General features: G+C 49.6%; 16 protein-coding genes and 1 pseudogene. 8 read left to right on the top strand and 9 right to left on the bottom strand.

The window, feature by feature from the left end; all coding sequences use genetic code 11:
- Positions 1 to 152: 152 nt before the first annotated feature.
- On the bottom strand, positions 153 to 1,976 hold the full coding sequence (gene typA / locus D9738_RS09615; RefSeq protein ID WP_001514692.1) for a ribosome-dependent GTPase TypA: 1,824 nt from the start codon (positions 1,974 to 1,976) through the stop codon (positions 153 to 155).
- Between the two features lie 372 nt (positions 1,977 to 2,348).
- On the opposite strand from typA, the gene glnA reads away from it, so the two are divergent.
- From glnA to D9738_RS09590, 4 genes are all read left to right on the top strand, one after another.
- Positions 2,349 to 3,758 (top strand): glutamate--ammonia ligase, encoded by a 1,410-nt coding sequence (gene glnA / locus D9738_RS09610; RefSeq protein WP_001271717.1) that lies wholly within the window; start codon positions 2,349 to 2,351, stop codon positions 3,756 to 3,758.
- A 286-nt stretch (positions 3,759 to 4,044) separates the two neighbouring features.
- A complete protein-coding gene (glnL, locus tag D9738_RS09600) occupies positions 4,045 to 5,094 on the top strand; it encodes a nitrogen regulation protein NR(II) (protein ID WP_000190577.1) in 1,050 nt (349 codons plus the stop codon).
- 11 nt (positions 5,095 to 5,105) lie between these two features.
- Positions 5,106 to 6,515, top strand: a complete 1,410-nt coding sequence (gene glnG / locus D9738_RS09595; RefSeq protein WP_088563506.1) for a nitrogen regulation protein NR(I) — start codon at positions 5,106 to 5,108, stop codon at positions 6,513 to 6,515.
- Positions 6,516 to 6,628: 113 nt separating this feature from the next.
- Entirely contained in the window at positions 6,629 to 6,739 is a 111-nt protein-coding gene (locus D9738_RS09590; RefSeq protein ID WP_064527982.1) for a YshB family small membrane protein, read from the top strand.
- A 189-nt stretch (positions 6,740 to 6,928) separates the two neighbouring features.
- Here D9738_RS09590 and hemN read toward each other — a convergent pair whose 3' ends face one another.
- The 3 genes and pseudogenes from hemN to D9738_RS09570 all read right to left on the bottom strand — a co-directional run bounded on the left by hemN (position 6,929) and on the right by D9738_RS09570 (position 9,285).
- Positions 6,929 to 8,302 (bottom strand): oxygen-independent coproporphyrinogen III oxidase, encoded by a 1,374-nt coding sequence (gene hemN / locus D9738_RS09585; protein WP_130260087.1) that lies wholly within the window; start codon positions 8,300 to 8,302, stop codon positions 6,929 to 6,931.
- A gap of 188 nt (positions 8,303 to 8,490) precedes the next feature.
- Positions 8,491 to 9,000 carry a Der GTPase-activating protein YihI gene (yihI, locus tag D9738_RS09580; RefSeq protein WP_130209972.1) on the bottom strand — a complete coding sequence of 170 codons (510 nt, stop codon included), beginning with the start codon at positions 8,998 to 9,000 and terminating at the stop codon, positions 8,491 to 8,493.
- A 118-nt stretch (positions 9,001 to 9,118) separates the two neighbouring features.
- Positions 9,119 to 9,285 (bottom strand): annotated as a pseudogene (locus D9738_RS09570) (hypothetical protein).
- 296 nt (positions 9,286 to 9,581) lie between these two features.
- On the opposite strand from D9738_RS09570, the gene yihA reads away from it, so the two are divergent.
- Positions 9,582 to 10,214 carry a ribosome biogenesis GTP-binding protein YihA/YsxC gene (yihA, locus tag D9738_RS09565; protein ID WP_130260086.1) on the top strand — a complete coding sequence of 211 codons (633 nt, stop codon included), beginning with the start codon at positions 9,582 to 9,584 and terminating at the stop codon, positions 10,212 to 10,214.
- A gap of 390 nt (positions 10,215 to 10,604) precedes the next feature.
- Here the strand turns inward: yihA and polA are convergent, their stop codons facing one another.
- Positions 10,605 to 13,391 carry a DNA polymerase I gene (gene polA / locus D9738_RS09560; protein ID WP_130260085.1) on the bottom strand — a complete coding sequence of 929 codons (2,787 nt, stop codon included), beginning with the start codon at positions 13,389 to 13,391 and terminating at the stop codon, positions 10,605 to 10,607.
- A 363-nt stretch (positions 13,392 to 13,754) separates the two neighbouring features.
- Between polA and D9738_RS09550 the strand changes: the two genes are divergently transcribed.
- Positions 13,755 to 14,687, top strand: coding sequence for an acyltransferase (locus D9738_RS09550; RefSeq protein ID WP_130209960.1), 933 nt, complete (start codon positions 13,755 to 13,757; stop codon positions 14,685 to 14,687).
- Positions 14,688 to 14,727: 40 nt separating this feature from the next.
- Here the strand turns inward: D9738_RS09550 and D9738_RS09545 are convergent, their stop codons facing one another.
- From D9738_RS09545 to D9738_RS09530, 4 genes are all read right to left on the bottom strand, one after another.
- Positions 14,728 to 16,158: a DUF945 family protein gene (locus tag D9738_RS09545; protein ID WP_130260083.1), complete on the bottom strand. Its 1,431-nt coding sequence runs from the start codon at positions 16,156 to 16,158 to the stop codon at positions 14,728 to 14,730.
- Between the two features lie 154 nt (positions 16,159 to 16,312).
- Positions 16,313 to 16,939: a thiol:disulfide interchange protein DsbA gene (gene dsbA, locus D9738_RS09540; protein ID WP_064527999.1), complete on the bottom strand. Its 627-nt coding sequence runs from the start codon at positions 16,937 to 16,939 to the stop codon at positions 16,313 to 16,315.
- 16 nt (positions 16,940 to 16,955) lie between these two features.
- Positions 16,956 to 17,942 (bottom strand): stress response kinase SrkA, encoded by a 987-nt coding sequence (srkA, locus tag D9738_RS09535; protein WP_130260082.1) that lies wholly within the window; start codon positions 17,940 to 17,942, stop codon positions 16,956 to 16,958.
- Positions 17,943 to 18,018: 76 nt separating this feature from the next.
- The gene (locus tag D9738_RS09530; RefSeq protein WP_001295263.1) at positions 18,019 to 18,288 is read right to left on the bottom strand and encodes a YihD family protein; all 270 of its coding nucleotides are present in this window, start codon (positions 18,286 to 18,288) and stop codon (positions 18,019 to 18,021) included.
- Between the two features lie 69 nt (positions 18,289 to 18,357).
- On the opposite strand from D9738_RS09530, the gene mobA reads away from it, so the two are divergent.
- Together mobA and mobB are read left to right on the top strand one after the other, a co-directional pair.
- Positions 18,358 to 18,942 (top strand): molybdenum cofactor guanylyltransferase MobA, encoded by a 585-nt coding sequence (gene mobA, locus D9738_RS09525; protein WP_130209952.1) that lies wholly within the window; start codon positions 18,358 to 18,360, stop codon positions 18,940 to 18,942.
- Positions 18,924 to 19,451 carry a molybdopterin-guanine dinucleotide biosynthesis protein MobB gene (mobB, locus tag D9738_RS09520; protein WP_130260081.1) on the top strand — a complete coding sequence of 176 codons (528 nt, stop codon included), beginning with the start codon at positions 18,924 to 18,926 and terminating at the stop codon, positions 19,449 to 19,451. The genes mobA and mobB overlap by 19 nt, the downstream gene beginning before the upstream one ends.
- Positions 19,452 to 19,514 lie beyond the last annotated feature (63 nt).

The following is a 19,514-nucleotide window of genomic DNA, read 5'->3' as shown; positions in this document are numbered from 1 at the left end:
TAACGGCGTATGACTTTGCTGATAATTGTGACAAAGCTCTCTATTGACGTAACCACAGACTTATAAGGGAGATACTCGCATTGGTGAGCGCTCACGACAGGCAAAAAAAAACCTGCCATCGCTGGCAGGTTTTTTATGACTGAAAAGCGAAATTAATCGTCTTTCGGTGCGCGGTTAGCGCGACGACGATCGTTTTCCGTCAGGTGACGTTTACGAATACGGATAGAGGTCGGAGTCACTTCTACCAGTTCGTCATCATCGATGAACTCCAGAGCTTGTTCCAGAGTCATGCGGATAGGCGGAACCAGAACAACGGCTTCGTCAGTACCGGAAGCACGCATGTTAGTCAGTTTCTTACCGGTCAGGCAGTTTACAGTCAGGTCGTTAGAGCGGCTGTGAATACCGATAATCTGACCTTCGTAAACTTCTGCACCGTGACCGAGGAACAGCTTACCGCGATCCTGCAGACCGAACAGCGCGAACGCAACCGCTTTACCCTGACCGTTAGAGATCAGTACGCCGTTCTGACGCTGACCTACTTCACCCGGACGAACGTCGTCGTAGTGGCTGAAGGTGGAGTACAGCAGACCTGTACCGGAAGTCATGGTCATGAACTCAGAACGGAAGCCGATCAGACCACGGCTTGGGATCACGTAGTCGAGACGTACGCGGCCTTTACCGTCTGGATTCATGTTTTTCAGGTCGCCTTTACGTTCGCCCAGCGCCTGCATTACAGAACCCTGATGCTGTTCTTCAACGTCCAGAGTCACGTTTTCATACGGCTCTTGTTTACGACCGTCGATTTCACGGAAGATAACTTTCGGACGGGATACCGCCAGTTCGAAACCTTCACGACGCATGTTTTCGATAAGAACAGACAGGTGCAGTTCGCCACGACCAGAAACACGGAACGCATCGGCGTCTTCGGTTTCTTCTACGCGCAGCGCAACGTTGTGTACCAGTTCTTTGTTCAGACGGTCCAGGATCTGACGAGACGTTACGAACTTACCTTCTTTACCGCAGAACGGCGAGGTGTTAACGCAGAAGAACATAGAAACGGTCGGCTCATCAACGGAGAGTGCCGGCAGCGCTTCAACGTTTTGCGTGTCGCAAACGGTGTCAGAAATGTTCAGTTCGCCCAGGCCCGTGATCGCTACGATATCGCCAGCTTCCGCCAGATCAGTTTCGATACGTTCCAGACCGAGGTGGCCCAGCACTTTACCGACTTTCGCGTTGCGGGTTTTGCCTTCGCTATCGATGATAGTAACTTGCTGGTTCGGCTTCACTTTACCGCGCTTGATGCGGCCAATGCCGATAACGCCAACATAGCTGTTGTAATCAAGCTGAGAAATCTGCATCTGGAACGGACCGTCAAGGTCAACGTCCGGCGCAGGAACGTGGTCAATAATCGCCTGATACAGCGGGGTCATGTCTTCCGCCATATCTTCATGGTCCAGACCCGCGATACCGTTCAGCGCAGAGGCGTAAACGATCGGGAAGTCCAGCTGCTCGTCGGTCGCGTCGAGGTTAACGAACAGGTCGAATACCTGATCCACAACCCAGTCAGGACGCGCGCCAGGGCGGTCAACTTTGTTGATAACAACAATCGGCTTCAGGCCGTAAGCAAACGCTTTTTTGGTTACGAAGCGCGTTTGCGGCATCGGGCCGTCAAATGCGTCAACCACCAGCAGCACTGAGTCTACCATGGACATTACACGTTCAACTTCACCACCGAAGTCGGCGTGCCCCGGGGTATCAACGATATTGATACGGTAATCATTCCATTTGATAGCGGTGTTTTTCGCGAGGATGGTAATCCCACGCTCTTTCTCCAAATCGTTGGAGTCCATCACGCGCTCTTGGGTTTCGGCACGAGAGTCGAACGTACCGGATTGTTGGAGCAGCTTGTCTACCAGGGTGGTTTTACCATGGTCGACGTGCGCGATGATGGCGATATTACGCAATTTTTCGATCACAACTTTGCCTCAGGCATTAGAAATAGCGCGTTATTGTACACGGATTAATCGCACTACAAAACAGGATCACAAACATCCTCCGCAAACAAGTATTGCAGAGTCCCTTTGTGATCGCTTTCACGGAGCATAAAAAGGGTTATCCAAAGGTCATTGCACCAACATGGTGCTTAATGTTTCCATTGAAGCACTATATTGGTGCAACATTCACATCATGGTGCAGCCCTTTTGCACGATGTTAAGCATGATAACGCCTTTTAGGGGCAATTTAAAAGTTGGCACAGATTTCGCTTTATCTTTTTTACGGCGACACGGCCAAAATAATTGCAGATTTCGTTACCACGACGACAATGACCAATCCAGGAGAGTTAAAGTATGTCCGCTGAACACGTACTGACGATGCTGAACGAGCACGAAGTGAAGTTTGTTGATTTGCGCTTCACCGATACCAAAGGTAAAGAACAGCACGTCACTATCCCTGCTCATCAGGTGAATGCTGAATTCTTCGAAGAAGGCAAAATGTTTGACGGCTCCTCGATTGGCGGCTGGAAAGGCATTAACGAATCCGACATGGTGCTGATGCCAGACGCATCCACCGCAGTGATTGACCCGTTCTTCGCCGACTCTACCCTGATTATCCGTTGCGACATCCTTGAACCTGGCACCCTGCAAGGCTATGACCGTGACCCGCGCTCCATCGCGAAGCGCGCTGAAGATTACCTGCGTTCTACTGGCATTGCCGACACCGTACTGTTCGGGCCAGAACCTGAATTCTTCCTGTTCGATGACATCCGCTTCGGATCATCTATCTCCGGTTCTCACGTTGCTATCGACGATATCGAAGGCGCATGGAACTCCTCCACCCAATACGAAGGTGGTAACAAAGGTCACCGTCCGGCAGTGAAAGGCGGTTACTTCCCGGTGCCTCCGGTAGACTCGGCTCAGGATATCCGTTCTGAAATGTGTCTGGTGATGGAACAGATGGGTCTGGTGGTTGAAGCCCATCACCACGAAGTAGCGACTGCTGGTCAGAACGAAGTGGCTACCCGCTTCAATACCATGACCAAAAAAGCCGACGAAATTCAGATCTACAAATATGTTGTGCACAACGTAGCGCACCGCTTCGGTAAAACCGCGACCTTTATGCCAAAACCGATGTTCGGTGATAACGGCTCCGGTATGCACTGCCACATGTCGCTGTCTAAAAACGGCGTTAACCTGTTCGCGGGCGACAAATACGCAGGTCTGTCTGAACAGGCGCTGTACTACATTGGCGGCGTAATCAAACACGCTAAAGCGATTAACGCCCTGGCAAACCCGACCACCAACTCTTATAAGCGTCTGGTCCCGGGCTACGAAGCACCGGTCATGCTGGCTTACTCTGCGCGTAACCGTTCTGCGTCTATCCGTATTCCGGTGGTTTCTTCTCCGAAAGCACGTCGTATCGAAGTCCGTTTCCCGGACCCGGCGGCTAACCCGTACCTGTGCTTTGCTGCCCTGCTGATGGCCGGTCTTGATGGCATCAAAAACAAGATCCATCCGGGCGAAGCCATGGACAAAAACCTGTATGACCTGCCGCCAGAAGAAGCGAAAGAGATCCCACAGGTTGCAGGCTCTCTGGAAGAAGCACTGAACGAACTGGATCTGGACCGCGAGTTCCTGAAAGCCGGTGGCGTGTTCACTGATGAAGCGATCGATGCGTACATCGCTCTGCGTCGCGAAGAAGATGACCGCGTGCGTATGACTCCGCATCCGGTAGAGTTTGAGCTGTACTACAGCGTCTAAGTGTTTTAGTTGCCGTGGAAACTTTTCGCCTGTCTCTGGCAGGCTTGGGATCGATGGCAAGCACATCACGCCGGATGCGACGCAAATGCGTCTTATCCGGCCTACACGGTGATGATGTGGTAGGCCGGAGCAGGTGAAGTCGCTCTTCAACGTGAAGTTTGTCAGCTATCTGTAGCCCATCTCTGCATGGGCTTTTTTCTCCGTAACTTCTGTGATGCTTCGCGCTTTTTATCCGTAAAAAGCTATAATGCACTAAAATGGTGCAACCTGTTCAGGAGACTGCTTTATGGCAACAGGCACGCAGCCCGATGCTGGGCAGATCCTCAACTCGCTGATTAACAGTATTTTGTTAATTGATGACAATCTGGCGATCCATTACGCCAACCCCGCCGCGCAACAACTGCTCGCCCAAAGCTCCCGCAAATTGTTTGGTACACCGTTACCGGAACTGTTGAGCTACTTCTCATTAAATATCGAGCTGATGCAAGAAAGTCTGGAGGCGGGGCAAGGTTTTACCGATAACGAAGTGACGCTGGTCATCGACGGTCGCTCGCATATCCTTTCTGTGACGGCTCAGCGCATGCCAGACGGCATGATCCTGCTGGAGATGGCACCGATGGATAACCAGCGCCGCTTAAGTCAGGAACAGCTACAACACGCCCAGCAGGTTGCTGCCCGTGATTTAGTGCGCGGCCTTGCGCATGAGATTAAAAATCCGCTTGGCGGTTTACGTGGCGCGGCACAGCTGCTCAGCAAAGCATTACCTGACCCGTCACTGCTGGAATATACCAAAGTGATTATCGAACAGGCGGACCGGCTGCGAAATCTGGTCGACCGTCTGTTGGGGCCGCAGCTGCCTGGCACACGCGTCACCGAAAGTATTCACAAAGTGGCTGAACGCGTGGTGACGCTGGTGTCGATGGAACTGCCGGACAACGTGCGGTTGATTCGTGATTACGACCCCAGCCTGCCGGAACTGGCGCACGACCCGGATCAAATTGAGCAAGTGCTGCTGAATATTGTGCGCAATGCGCTACAGGCGCTGGGGCCGGAAGGCGGTGAAATCATTCTGCGTACCCGCACCGCGTTTCAACTGACCTTACACGGCGAGCGCTATCGGCTGGCGGCGCGAATTGATGTGGAAGATAACGGGCCGGGCATTCCGCCTCATTTGCAGGATACGCTATTTTACCCGATGGTCAGCGGCCGCGAAGGTGGCACCGGGCTTGGCTTATCCATCGCCCGTAATTTGATTGATCAGCATTCAGGCAAAATTGAATTTACCAGTTGGCCAGGTCATACCGAGTTCTCGGTTTACCTGCCTATCAGGAAATAAAGGTGACGTTTATGCAACGAGGGATAGTCTGGGTAGTCGATGACGATAGTTCCATCCGTTGGGTGCTTGAACGTGCGCTCGCTGGGGCAGGTTTAACCTGTACGACGTTTGAGAACGGCGCGGAGGTGCTGGAAGCACTGGCGAGCAAAACGCCGGATGTGCTGCTGTCGGATATCCGTATGCCGGGAATGGATGGGCTGGCGCTGCTCAAGCAGATTAAACAGCGCCATCCGATGCTTCCGGTCATCATTATGACCGCACATTCCGATCTGGATGCCGCCGTTAGCGCCTATCAGCAAGGGGCGTTTGATTATCTGCCTAAACCGTTTGATATCGACGAAGCCGTGGCGCTGGTTGAGCGCGCCATCAGTCATTACCAGGAACAGCAGCAGCCGCGTAATGTTCAGCTTAACGGCCCAACGACCGATATCATCGGCGAGGCGCCAGCCATGCAGGACGTGTTCCGGATTATCGGTCGGCTTTCGCGTTCTTCCATTAGCGTGCTGATCAACGGCGAATCCGGCACTGGTAAAGAGCTGGTCGCTCATGCCCTGCATCGCCACAGCCCGCGCGCCAAAGCGCCGTTTATCGCGCTCAATATGGCGGCTATCCCGAAGGATTTGATCGAATCAGAACTGTTCGGTCACGAAAAAGGCGCGTTTACCGGCGCGAATACCATTCGTCAGGGGCGTTTTGAACAGGCCGATGGCGGCACATTATTCCTCGATGAAATTGGCGATATGCCGCTGGATGTGCAGACGCGTTTGCTGCGCGTGCTGGCAGACGGTCAGTTTTATCGCGTTGGCGGCTATGCGCCGGTGAAAGTGGATGTGCGGATTATCGCTGCCACTCACCAGAATCTCGAACAGCGGGTGCAGGAAGGCAAGTTCCGTGAGGATTTGTTCCACCGCCTGAACGTTATCCGTGTTCATCTGCCGCCGCTGCGTGAGCGTCGGGAAGATATTCCCCGTCTGGCACGCCATTTTTTACAAGTTGCCGCTCGCGAGCTGGGCGTAGAAGCAAAGTTGCTGCATCCGGAAACTGAAGCCGCTCTGACGCGTCTGGCGTGGCCAGGCAACGTGCGCCAGCTGGAAAACACCTGCCGATGGCTAACGGTAATGGCTGCCGGACAGGAAGTGTTGATTCAGGATTTGCCTGGCGAACTGTTTGAATCAACCGTACCGGAAAGCACTTCACAAATGCAGCCGGACAGTTGGGCAACGCTGTTAGCACAGTGGGCAGATCGGGCGCTACGTTCCGGTCATCAAAACTTGCTGTCTGAAGCGCAACCAGAGTTGGAGCGGACATTACTGACTACCGCGTTGCGACATACGCAGGGACATAAACAGGAAGCAGCGCGCTTACTTGGCTGGGGGCGTAACACCCTGACGCGTAAGTTAAAAGAGCTTGGAATGGAGTGATTCAGGCTCGCCATGTAAAGATTGATTATTGAGCGCAAATTGCTGTTATTTTGCGCTTTACTGTTCCGGTAAGTTCAGTATGATCATGCCCGAAAAACGGGGGGAGTGTCATTATGCTGGAATCAATAATTAATCTGCTATCAAGTGGCGCAGTTAACAGCCACACGCCGCAAACTGCCGTTGCTGCTGTGCTGTGTGCCGCAATGATTGGGCTGTTTAGCTGAGTTTCAGATTGCTGATGAAGTGCTCTTTGTTCATGCCGGGTGCGGCGTGAACGCCTTATTCGGCCTATAAAAGCAATAATTTCAACAGGTTTTGCAGGCCAGATAAGCGTAGCGCATCAGGCAATCTTGTTCTCAGCACATTGATGGCGCTTTCGTTTTCTACTTTGTAAACGAAGCGCCATTCACTATTTAAATCACCCGTGAGAACTGCTGCATTCGCGCTTTCTGGCGCAGATAAGTATCAAAGCACATGCAAATGTTGCGGATCAGCAAGCGACCTTTAGCCGTCACCTGAATCCCTTTCTCATCCACATCCACCAGCCCGTCTTCTGCTAATGGGGCGAGCAGCTTGAGATCTTCCGCAAAGTAATCAGCGAAGTGCAAATCCCACTGTTGCTCAATGGGGGCGTAATCCAGACGGAAGTTGCAGATGAGCGACTTAATCACATCGCGGCGAATACAGTCATCGCGCGTTAGCGCAATACCACGCCACAGCGCATTGCCTTGTTCATCCACTTGCTGATAGTACTGCTTCAACTCTTTCTGGTTCTGCGCGTAGCAGTCACCAATCATGCTGATGGCGGAAACGCCCATCCCAAGCAGATCGGTATCGCCCTGGGTGGTGTAGCCCTGGAAGTTACGATGCAGCACGCCTTCACGTTGGGCCACCGCCAGCTCGTCATCCGGGCGGGCAAAGTGATCCATACCGATAAACTGATAGCCCGATTGTGTCAGGAAGGCGATGGTTTCCTGCAGAATATCGAGTTTTTGTTGCGGACTCGGCAAGTCAGCATCTTTGATTTTGCGCTGGGCGGCAAAAATAGTTGGCAGATGCGCGTAGTTAAAGACGCTCAGACGGTCAGGGTTCAGTTCCGCCACGCGTTTCAGGGTAAAGGCGAAACTCTCCGGCGTCTGTTTCGGCAGGCCGTAAATCAGGTCAATGTTGGTGGAGGTAAAGCCAATCTCACGCGCATGGTTAAGCAGCGCAAAGATGAACTCTTCATCCTGCTCGCGGTTAACCAGACGCTGTACTTCTTTGTTGAAGTCCTGCACGCCCATGCTCAGGCGGTTAAAGCCTTCCGCGCGTAAATGATCCAGTACATCCAGTTCGATTTCGCGCGGATCGACTTCGATCGAGATTTCCGCATCGGCATTGAACTGGAAGTTTTCGCGCAACAGCTTCATCAGGCGGCTGATTTGCGCTTTATTCAGGTATGTTGGCGTTCCACCGCCCCAGTGCAGCTGGCTCACCTTGCGCCCGGCAAAAAGCGATGCACGATGGACGATTTCTTGCTCAAGCACGTCCAGATACTGGTCGGCCTTGTGCTGCTGACGAGTCACAATCTTGTTGCAACCGCAGAAGTAGCAAAGTTTATGGCAGAACGGAATATGTACGTAGAGAGATAAGGGACGCTCAGGGTAGCGCGCCACGGCTTGTAAAAACGCCTGTTCGCCGAAGTCTTCTGAAAACTCCAGCGCGGTCGGGTACGAGGTGTATCGTGGCCCGGAATAGTTATATTTCTGGATCAGGGCCAGGTCCCAGTCGATTTGCTGTACAGACATGCTCACTCCTTCCGATGGCGTCTCTGGCGGCTACGGCGTACCGGCGGATGCCCATTTCGGGTCATCAGCCGGTTGCGCAGCCACTTTTGTCGCCGCGACAACCGCTGTAGTTTAACGAATAACCACACCAGATAACATATAACCGGAAGGGTTATCAGCAGAACGGGAAGGCCCATGCAGGCAATCCGTTAGTTGCCCCGCAGCAGACGCATCATGTCTTCTTGCTTCTCGTCTTCTTCCTCTTCTTCGTCGTCGTCATAAGAGAGGCCGAGTTTCTGCATCAGCTCATCAATACGATCCAGCTTGGCATCTACCCAGGATTGCTCTTCGGCACTCAGGGTTTCGCCTGCTTCCAGACGTTCCAGCAGCGCATCCAGACGCTCATCTGTCTCCAGTAACTCCAACTCCGCCTGCGGTGAAAGCATAGGTTTCTCACTCTTCGGTTTGTGCTGTTTGGTGACTTTTTCAGTCACGCCCAATGGAATAGGGGTTTTACTGCCAATACGTGGATCTTTCGGTGCATTCTGGCCCTTGCTACCCGAAGTAGCGCTACCGCCCGCTGCGCGGCTGCCTGGTGCATGACCACGGCGTTTTTTCTGGCGCTTGCGGTCACGAGCTTCCTGATTCAGCTCTTCGCGGGTTTTACGACGCGCTTTTGCATGACCCTTGCTGCGTGAGTTTGAAGATGATGGTTTCATATCAATTCGTCTTTTAGCCGTTTTATTTAGTATAGATTTGCGGCGGAATCTAACAGAAAGCAAGCAAAGAAAAAAGGCGACAGATTACTCTGTCGCCTTTTTTCCTGACTCACAACCCTTAACGGGTCTTACAATCCTTGCAGGCCGCCAACACACCCTGTTTTTCCATTAGCCGGAACATTCCGTGTTGATTCCATTTCCCTTTAGTGACGTCTCCGGACGTTTGTCTTCCTGACCATCCTCTGTCTTCGCCTCCTGGCGCTCCTGACCCTCATCCTGAGTCATTGTTCCTGTTAGCGTCCTCGCTCTATGGGTGCTACTTTACGCTTCTGTGTTAAACAAACAATAAACTATCATCAGTATTTACTCATTTTCAGATTATTGTATAAAACTAATCACATGATTTATTTAGCCTATTTGACATGTGTCGCAGAAATTTCTCTTCGATTTCGCATAAAAACAATCGGCAATGTCTCACAAAGTACATGGTATTTACTTACACCGTTCACGCCGAAAAATCCGTCTTTTATTGTGGTTCAGGTATAATCGCCACAAAGCTTTGACTGACGGAGACGACCGCTTTGACTAATTTGAATTATCAACAGACGCATTTTGTGATGAGTGCGCCTGATATTCGCCACTTACCTTCCGATACCGGGATCGAAGTGGCTTTTGCAGGCCGTTCCAACGCAGGTAAATCCAGCGCGCTGAACACGCTGACTAACCAGAAAAGCCTGGCGCGTACCTCGAAAACACCAGGACGTACCCAGCTTATCAACCTGTTTGAAGTGGCTGAGGGCAAACGTCTGGTCGACTTGCCTGGCTATGGCTACGCGGAAGTTCCTGAAGAGATGAAGCGCAAATGGCAGCGCGCGCTCGGTGAGTACCTCGAAAAACGTCAGAGTCTACAAGGCCTGGTCGTGCTGATGGATATTCGCCATCCGCTGAAAGATCTCGACCAGCAGATGATTGAGTGGGCGGTGGACAGCAATATCGCCGTACTGGTGTTGCTGACCAAAGCGGACAAACTGGCGAGCGGTGCACGTAAAGCGCAATTGAATATGGTGCGTGAAGCAGTGCTGGCGTTTAACGGTGATGTGCAGGTAGAGACATTCTCTTCTCTGAAGAAGCAAGGCGTGGATAAGCTTCGCCAGAAACTGGATACCTGGTTCAGCGAGATGCGGCCTGTAGAAGAAACGCAGGACGGCGAATAATTTTCTAGCCCTTATGCATGTGCCGGATATCGCGTATCTGGCACATAAAATCATGCAAATTCAATGAGCTATTTTCTACCGCAGGCTTGTTAAGCACAATGTATCCGGCAATACGGATCTTTTCTTTCGCACAATAAAAAACGCCCCAGTCATTACTGACTGGGGCGGCTAAAAAATTCAGCCAAATCCGATTACGTGAAGTAAAAGGTCTGAAAGATAGAACATCTTACCTCTGTACCCTACGCGACTAACTTTACTCTTTTTTGTTCAGTTCAGAAAGCACTTTTTGTAATTTTTTTTCAGTTGTTGCATAGGAATTTCTAATACCCATCACAAATCATGGCTAGTTATGTTGCTTAGTTACGAAAAAAAGGCTTGTTAAGGCAAATCTTAGTGCGCCTGATCCCAGTTTTCGCCACTACCCACTTCCACCAGCAAAGGCACATCCAGGCGGGTACAGTTTTCCATCAACTGATGGATCTTCTTCGCTACCGCATCGACATCATCTTTATGAACTTCAAACACCAGTTCATCGTGTACCTGCATGATCATGCGCACGCGCGGTTGCTCTTCCTGTAGCCAGGCATCAACGGCAATCATCGCCCGTTTGATGATATCCGCAGCGGTTCCCTGCATTGGTGCGTTAATGGCTGCACGTTCAGCCGCAGCACGACGTGCACCGTTGCTGGATTTGATATCCGGCAGATAGAGGCGACGTCCGTCCAGGGTTTCAACGTATCCCTGCTCTTTCGCCTGCGCACGAGTGCGTTCCATATACTCCAGTACGCCTGGGTAACGTTCGAAGTAAAGGTCCATGTACTTCTGTGCTTCTTTACGTGGAATGTTCAATTGCCGTGCCAGACCAAAAGCACTCATGCCATAAATCAGACCAAAGTTGATCGCTTTCGCGCTACGGCGTTGTTCGCTGGTGACGGTTTCCAGTGGCAAACCAAACACTTCTGCCGCCGTTGCCCGGTGGATATCTTTTCCTTCTGCAAATGCGGTCAGCAAGCCTTTGTCTCGTGAAAGATGCGCCATGATGCGCAGTTCAATCTGCGAGTAGTCCGCCGAGACAATCACATAATCCTGCGGCGCAATAAACGCCTGGCGGATACGGCGGCCTTCTTCGTTACGCACCGGAATGTTTTGCAGGTTAGGATCGGTTGAGGATAAACGCCCCGTCGCAGTTACTGCCTGGTGATAGGAAGTATGCACGCGCCCGGTTTTCGGGTTGATCATCAGCGGCAGCTTGTCGGTGTAGGTCGATTTCAGCTTCGCCAGGCCACGGTACTCCAGAATCACTTTTGGCAGCGGGTAGTCCAGCGCCAGCTCTTCCAGTACCTCTTCTGACGTTGAAGGCGCACCACCCGGCGTTTTCTTCAGCGGCTTAATACCCTGTTTTTCAAAAAGAATAGTTTGCAGTTGCTTGGTGGAAGAAAGGTTAAATTCTTCACCTGCAATTTCATGCGCTTTCTTTTCCAGCTCAGCCAGACGCAAGGTGAGCTCTTCAGAATGATTGTGCAGAACTTTCGGGTCGATCTTCACACCGTTGCGTTCGATGCGTGAAAGCACCGGCACCAGCGGCATTTCGATGTTTTCGAAGACGTTCAGTGGCCCTTTGTGTTTTTGCAGATCCGGCCACATTTTCAGATGCAGCTGCAAGGTGACATCTGCATCTTCAGCGGCGTAACGTCCGGCCTCTTCCAGGGCAATCTGGTTAAAGGTCAGTTGATTTTTGCCTTTACCAGCAATCTCTTCAAAAGTGATGGTTTTGTGCTTCAACCAACGTTCCGCGAGGCTGTCCATATCGTGGCGACCGGCAACGCTGTTGAGAATGTAGGACTCGAGCATGGTATCAAACGCAATCCCCCGCAGCTCAATGCCGTAATTCGCCAGAATACCGCGATCGTATTTCAGGTTTTGCCCGACCTTCAGCGCCTTTTCATCTTCCAGCAGCGGTTTTAGCAGCTCGAGTGCGCGCTCGCGGGAGATCTGATCGGGCGCATCAAGATAATCATGAGCAACCGGAATATAGGCCGCTACGCCAGGTTCGATAGCAAAAGAAAGCCCTACCAGGTTGGCGGAGATGTTATCGAGGCTGTCGGTTTCGGTATCAAACGCAAATACAGGCGCTTTTTCCAGCTTCGTAATCCATGCTTTTAGAGTTTCTTCGTCCAGAATAGTGACGTAGTTATCGTAAGAAATCGCTGTTGCAGTCACTTCGGGTGTTTCGTCGACAACAATGGTTTCCTGCGGCTTCGCGGCTGGTTTTGCCCCTTTGGCCTGTAACCATTTGCCCGCTTCGACATCAGCAATCCAACGCTTGAACTCATACTTTTTGAACAGTCCCAACAACTCTTCAGCCGCCGGTTGTTGTACTTCCAGTTGTTCGCAGGTCAGTTCCAGTTCAACGTCGGTTTTAATCGTCGCCAGCTGGTAAGAGAGATAGGCCACCTCTTTATTTTGCTCAAGCTTCGCCGCCATTGTTTTCGCGCCGCGGAAGCTCAATCCAGCAATTTTTTCCGGCTCGGCATACAGCGTATCCAGGCCGCCAAGACCTTGTAGCAGTGCCTGTGCGGTTTTTTCACCGACGCCCGGTACGCCAGGAATGTTATCAGAGGAGTCGCCCATCAGCGCGAGGAAGTCGATGATCAGTTCTGGCGGTACGCCGTACTTATTCACCACCTCTTCCGGGCCGAGGATGGTATTCGTCATGGTATTGATAAGCGTAATATTTGGCGTCACCAGCTGCGCCATATCTTTATCACCGGTGCTGATCAATACCGGACGCCCAGCTTTTTCTGCTTCACGTGCCAGAGTACCAATAACGTCGTCTGCTTCTACGCCAGAAACGGCCAGCAGAGGCAGCCCCATCGCTTTTACCATTGTGTGCAGGGGTTCGATCTGCGCGCGCAAATCGTCCGGCATTGGCGGGCGATGTGATTTGTAATGTTCAAACAGTTCATCACGAAAGGTTTTTCCCTTGGCGTCAAAGACCACCGCTGCATGCGTCGGTTGGTATTGCATGATCAGACTACGCAGCATGTTGAGGACACCGTACATCGCACCGGTTGGCTCGCCTGCGCTGTTAGTCAGCGGCGGAAACGCGTGATATGCGCGATAAAGATAAGATGAACCATCTACAAGGATAAGTGGGTTTTGGGGGATCTGAACCATAATGTCCGTGCCTGTTTATCAGATTATGGGTAAAGGATGCCACAGACAGGATGAAAACATGAGTTTTTCACCGCTTTTCGTGAAAATCTTTTGTAGACCTTGTGGATCGCTCGCAAATCGTTATGTGGATAACTTTGTGTATAAATTATTTACATCACTTTTAATTTATTATCATGCTTGTTACAGCATTAGGTTTGTTGTTGTTTTTCATAAAGTTAAAAATAAAAGCATTGCTGGTGATTGAGTAATAGGGATTTTTTCTAATGTGGATAGATATGAATTATTTTTCTATTTAAGGATCATCCGTTATTTGGGCCGTTTTCTGCTAAAATCTGCGCCTTGCGCTTCTTTAGCGCACTGTCTATGGCTAACCTTTTGAATAATTTAATTATGACGAGAATACTCGCTGCGATAACACTTTTGGTGAGTATCGTATTGACCATTTTGGTCACCATTTTTTGTTCTGTCCCGATCATCATTGCCGGGATCGTAAAACTATTGTTACCTGTGCCAGTGATTTGGCGAAAGGTATCGCTTTTTTGTGATTTTATGATGTATTGCTGGTGTGAAGGATTAGCGCTATTACTGCACCTTAACCCACACCTGCAATGGGAAGTTCGCGGACTGGAAGGGCTAAGTAAGAAGAACTGGTATCTGCTTATTTGTAACCACCGCAGTTGGGCTGATATTGTTGTACTATGCGTGTTGTTTCGTAAGCATATTCCAATGAACAAATATTTTCTCAAGCAGCAACTGGCCTGGGTGCCTTTCCTGGGCTTGGCGTGCTGGGCGCTGGATATGCCATTTATGAAGCGCTATTCCCGCGCTTATTTGATACGTCATCCGGAACGGCGCGGTAAAGATGTTGAAACCACTCGTCGGTCTTGCGAAAAGTTTCGCCTGCATCCCACCACGATTGTAAATTTTGTTGAAGGCTCCCGTTTTACTGAACAGAAACACCAGCAAACCCACTCGACATTTAAAAATCTCCTGCCTCCCAAAGCCGCCGGTATCGCGATGACGCTGAATGTGCTGGGTAAACAATTCGATAAACTACTCAATGTTACGCTGTGTTATCCGGACAATAACCGCCAGCCATTCTTCGATATGTTAAGTGGCAAACTGACGCGGATTGTCGTGCATGTGGATTTACAACCTATTGCTGAAGAGTTGCATGGCGACTATATCAATGACAAAAGCTTCAAACGTCATTTTCAGCAGTGGCTGAACACACTGTGGCAGGAAAAAGACCGACTTCTGACTTCACTGATGTCATCACAGCATCATGATAAGTAGCTATAACTCGCCTCCGTATTAGCAGAGGCGAGTTATCATTTTAATGCACTAAACGTCCGGCACGAGACATAAACTCTTCTTCGCTCATCTCCTGCCCGTTAAAAACAACTTTACCTGGCAAATAATGCAGTTGCAGCGAGGCGATATTGTTGTCAATTGTGATTAACTGAAACATCTTACCTAATGTTGCCATTCCGCCGATTTGTTTATCAGCCAGCTTTTGAGCTTTTTCAGCATCCATTCCTTCAGATAAATTAAGCTGTTTAGCTATTTCAGTGACGACATTAATCGGTACATTCATATCCAGATTGAAAGATTTAATATCTTTGTTTGTGGATGATGACGATTGGGCTGGTTCGGCAATACTAATATCCAGATTAGCATTTAGTTCACCGACAGCGTTCTTCCAGCTTACAGGTAGTTTAATGATCGGCTCACTTTTTTGTAATAACGGTAAATACTCTTTGAACAATGCCGTATTCATTGCTTCCAGTGCATCTTCATCATTTGCTAACTCAGGGTGTGCTGCAAGTTGCTTCTGCGTCGCAATGTTGTACTGGATGATAAACTGGCGAACTGCTAAGGGATCAATAGATTCAGCAATCAATGACCATTGACCGCTACCGAGTTGCTGATTCCCTTTTGTTAACTTATCAATTTCGTAACTCAGATTGACATTGATATGATCTTTATCTTTTACGCGCTCTAGTGTGGTTTTCGCGACGAAAGCGTCGAGTTTGGCAACTTCGTTACCGTGATTGACAATGCTAATCTGATTAAATTTCGACTCGCTTTCACCAACCGGAAATTGCTTTTCTTCTAATCGCGTCAGAGAATTAATGGTAAAACTTTTCGCCGTGACTTTATTCATTGGCGATAATTCCAGAACAATATCTTCGACTTTGCCTTCAACATCGAGATTAGACAATGAACTGTCATCACCATTAAAAGTAAACTGACCTTCACCAAAGGAGAGTTTTCCATACGCTGCTGGGGCAACGTCCAGAGTTGTAGAGAAAGAACCGCCAAAGGCGAATCGCAATGTTGCTTCGACGGGCGCTCTATCTTTTGCGGCAATAAATAGCGGTTGTGTCAGTTCATTATTGACTAATTTAACTTTTGCTGCCGCCATAGCAGGTAAGATATTGCCACTTTTTAACATTGATAGGGGCAAGGGGCCATGATCGACATCCACATCAAATGCAATACCTTGTCCTGGCTTGATATTGAGATCTGGCGCACCTTTATCAAAGGTAATAAGCATTTGAAAATGAGAGCTAAAAAAACCTTTGCCAAAGTTTTTATAGCTGGCGGTCATATCATAGGCATGCTCTCCCTTCTTTTTACTGTCGTTAAAATCTTTAATAAATTTTTCGACGCCAGACTGGATTTGAGTCCCTTCATACCATGTTCCACCGCCCCAGATAATGGCTAATGCAACAATAACACCTGTGGCTGACTTACGTATCATTTCTATTATTCCCTGATAAAACAGCAAAACTTTTAATATCCGCGCTTGATATTAAAATGTCCAGAAACGAGGTGAATTATCAGAAAGTATTTATATTGATTAAACAACAAAAAAGCCCGTGAATATTCACGGGCCTTATGTAAATTACAATAAATTATTTTTTCTCAGACAGATATTTTACTGTATCGGCATACTGCTGAACAAAAACATCCATATTGCTGGTATCCATACCCTGCGGATTCAGCTGATATTTACCGTTAACAAACATCGCTGGAACGCCACGCAATTGTACATCTGCAGCCGCTTTTTCTTGCTGTGCGACCAGAGATTTAACAACAAAGCTGTTCCATGCTGCATCATACTCTTCGCCTTTAATACCTGCGTTGATGAAGACATCACGAATGTCGGCCGTAGAGCGAATGGTCTGTGTTTTCTGTACGCCTTCAAACAGTGGTACAGTCACTTTATCTTCTACGCCCAGCGCCATCGCCACAGCCCACGCTTGTGTCAGAGATTGCCCCAGCTCCCCGCCCATGAAGTTGACGTGGTATTTAGTCATCTTCACACCTTCCGGCAGTTTTTTCTTCACATTCTCAGAAATATGCAGAACTTCTTCAAACTGATAGCAGTGTGGGCAGAAGAAAGAGAAAAACTCCAGCACTTGCGGCGCGCCAGCAACCGGCTTTTCCAGCGTGGTGTATTGTTTACCATCTTCATACTGCGCCGCCGATGCGCTAAACGCTAAAACCAAACCAGCCAGCGCCAGCCAAATCTTTTTCATGATCTACTCTCTCCGATTAATACATAGGTGTTAATTGCAAAGGGGGTTCTTGTAGAACTTTTGCCTGTTCTATAAAAGTCGCCGTCTGTCGCAGCCAGTAATCTTCCCCGGTTAACCACGGGAAATTTTTCGGGAACGCGGGATCAGCCCAACGCCGCATTAGCCAAGCAAGATAATAAACCAAACGCATGGCGCGTAAAGGTTCAATCAGTCCGATTTCAGCGGTGTCGAACTCGCTAAATTCTTCATAAGCTTCAATAATAGTTTCTAACTGCATCCGCTGCTCAGCTTTATCGCCATTCAGCAACATCCACAGGTCCTGAATTGCAGGGCCATTACGCGCATCATCCAGATCGACAAACATTGGACCATCGCGCCAGAGAATATTTCCGGCATGGCAGTCACCATGTAATCGCAGAACGGTGAAGTCCTCCCGCCAGTGTGCTGTAACGGCGGTAATAAGCTCATCCGTTGCCTTAAGGAAGGCCGCTTTCAGCCCAGAAGGTATCAGCGTAGCATTTTCAAACAGCTTGCGTGGTTCAATGAGATATTCATTCAGACCGATGGTCGGGCGATGGATAAAAAGCTGTTTGCGCCCCGTCTGGTGCATGCGCCCTAAATAGCGCCCAACCGCTTCCATCTGATCAATATTATCGGCTTCGAACTGACGACCACCGACGCTTGGGAAAACGGCGAAATAAAATCCCTGATGAATCAATAAGGTCTGGCCGTTAAAAGCCAAAGGGGCCGCGACAGGAACTTCGTCGTTTACCAGTTGCAGCGCAAATTGATGCTCTTCGAGGATTTGATCTGCTGTCCAACGTTCAGGGCGATAAAATTTGACGACAAAACGCCGACGATCTTCGTCCTGAAATTGATAGACACGGTTTTCATAGCTGTTAAGCGGGGTAAGACCGGAATCCACCCGGATCCCTTGCTCAAACAGAGCGTCCATGATGGTATCCGGGTGTAGTGTCTGGAAAGTAAAAGCGCTGTTGTTCATCCCATCATCCGGAAAACATTACGAATGATGAAGGATATCATTTCACAATGATTTTGTTGGTAGCGCTTACAAGCTTTTACTCTTTAATTACGCCACGCGCACGTAATAGCGCCGTTTTGAAATCTTCTTCATAATCTTTCTGCAGCCCTGGGATCACCGCATCTTTCGCGGAATCGCGCATTTTCAGGTGATAGATCAGAATGTCATCCGTCAAATCCGCCAGTTCGCCGTCAAAACCTGACTCTTTCGCCAGTTTCTGCAAAAATTGCAGCAGGTTAAGGTCTGGCTCTTTTTGCCAGGCTGGCTGGAGGAGTTCAATAACTTCATTCAGACGTTTACATTTCATAGTAATGCTCCTTACTCTTGAGACAGACACGTTAGCAGGGTCAATCCCACAATAAAAGAGGCGATATCGGTGAATCTGATGACGACGATAACAGGCGTTATACTGGCGGGCGGTAAAGCCAGACGAATGGGCGGCGTAGATAAAGGATTGCTTGAATTAAACGGCAAACCATTATGGCAACATGTCGCTGACGCGCTTATGACGCAGCTGTCTCACGTCGTGGTTAATGCCAATCGTCATCAGGAAATCTATCAGGCAAGTGGTCTGAAAGTAATAGCGGATTCACTGGCGGATTATCCTGGCCCGCTGGCGGGAATGCTTTCGGTAATGCAGCAGGAAGCAGGTGAGTGGTTTCTGTTTTGTCCGTGCGATACGCCTTATATTCCCCAGGATTTAGTCTCCCGGCTTAATCATCAGCGCAAAGATGCGCCTGTAGTGTGGGTCCATGACGGTGAACGCGATCATCCAACTATTGCTCTGGTAAATCGCGCTATTGAGCCGTTGTTGCAGGAATATCTGCAAGCAGGAGAACGCCGGGTAATGGCATTTATGAATCTTGCTGGCGGTCACGCGGTTGATTTTAGCGACCGTAAAGAAGCATTTGTGAACGTGAATACGCCAGAGGAGCTTGCCCGATGGCAGGAAAAACAATGATACCGCTACTCGCCTTTGCCGCGTGGAGCGGCACCGGAAAAACGACGCTGTTGAAAAAACTTATCCCGGTATTATGCGCCAGAGGGCTCCGCCCGGGGCTGATTAAACATACGCATCATGATATGGATGTCGATAAACCGGGCAAAGATAGCTATGAGCTGCGCAAGGCTGGCGCGGCGCAAACCATCGTTGCCAGCCAGCAGCGTTGGGCGCTAATAACGGAGACGCCAGACGAAGAAGCGTTGGATCTGAATTTTCTTGCAAGTCGCATGGATACCTCAAAGCTGGATCTGATTCTGGTTGAAGGGTTCAAGCATGAAGAGATCGCGAAGATTGTGCTGTTTCGCGATGGTGCCGGACATCGACCAGAAGAATTAGTGATAGACAGACATGTTATTGCTGTAGCCAGTGATGTGCCGCTTAATCTTGATGTCGCGTTACTGGATATTAATGATATTGAGGGGCTGGCTGATTTTGTGGTGGAGTGGATGCAAAAGCAGGCCGGATAAGCAAGAGTAGGCTGGAGAAGACGCGCCAGCGTCGCATCCGGCATTTTTTCTGCATCAACGCAA

Source organism: Escherichia sp. E10V5, assembly GCF_004212315.1.
Taxonomy (GTDB): domain Bacteria; phylum Pseudomonadota; class Gammaproteobacteria; order Enterobacterales; family Enterobacteriaceae; genus Escherichia.
The sequence above is the reverse complement of the archived record's forward strand: the minus strand, read 5'-3'. Positions and strand labels throughout refer to the sequence as shown.

Coding starts and splice junctions, on each gene's coding strand:
- yihI (WP_130209972.1), bottom strand. CDS start 9,000: ATGAAACCATCATCTTCAAACTCACGCAGCAAGGGTCATGCAAAAGCG.
- polA (WP_130260085.1), bottom strand. CDS start 13,391: ATGGTTCAGATCCCCCAAAACCCACTTATCCTTGTAGATGGTTCATCT.
- D9738_RS09590 (WP_064527982.1), top strand. CDS start 6,629: ATGCTGGAATCAATAATTAATCTGCTATCAAGTGGCGCAGTTAACAGC.
- mobB (WP_130260081.1), top strand. CDS start 18,924: ATGGCAGGAAAAACAATGATACCGCTACTCGCCTTTGCCGCGTGGAGC.
- dsbA (WP_064527999.1), bottom strand. CDS start 16,939: ATGAAAAAGATTTGGCTGGCGCTGGCTGGTTTGGTTTTAGCGTTTAGC.
- glnL (WP_000190577.1), top strand. CDS start 4,045: ATGGCAACAGGCACGCAGCCCGATGCTGGGCAGATCCTCAACTCGCTG.
- hemN (WP_130260087.1), bottom strand. CDS start 8,302: ATGTCTGTACAGCAAATCGACTGGGACCTGGCCCTGATCCAGAAATAT.
- D9738_RS09530 (WP_001295263.1), bottom strand. CDS start 18,288: ATGAAATGTAAACGTCTGAATGAAGTTATTGAACTCCTCCAGCCAGCC.
- glnA (WP_001271717.1), top strand. CDS start 2,349: ATGTCCGCTGAACACGTACTGACGATGCTGAACGAGCACGAAGTGAAG.
- D9738_RS09545 (WP_130260083.1), bottom strand. CDS start 16,158: ATGATACGTAAGTCAGCCACAGGTGTTATTGTTGCATTAGCCATTATC.
- D9738_RS09550 (WP_130209960.1), top strand. CDS start 13,755: ATGGCTAACCTTTTGAATAATTTAATTATGACGAGAATACTCGCTGCG.
- glnG (WP_088563506.1), top strand. CDS start 5,106: ATGCAACGAGGGATAGTCTGGGTAGTCGATGACGATAGTTCCATCCGT.
- srkA (WP_130260082.1), bottom strand. CDS start 17,942: ATGAACAACAGCGCTTTTACTTTCCAGACACTACACCCGGATACCATC.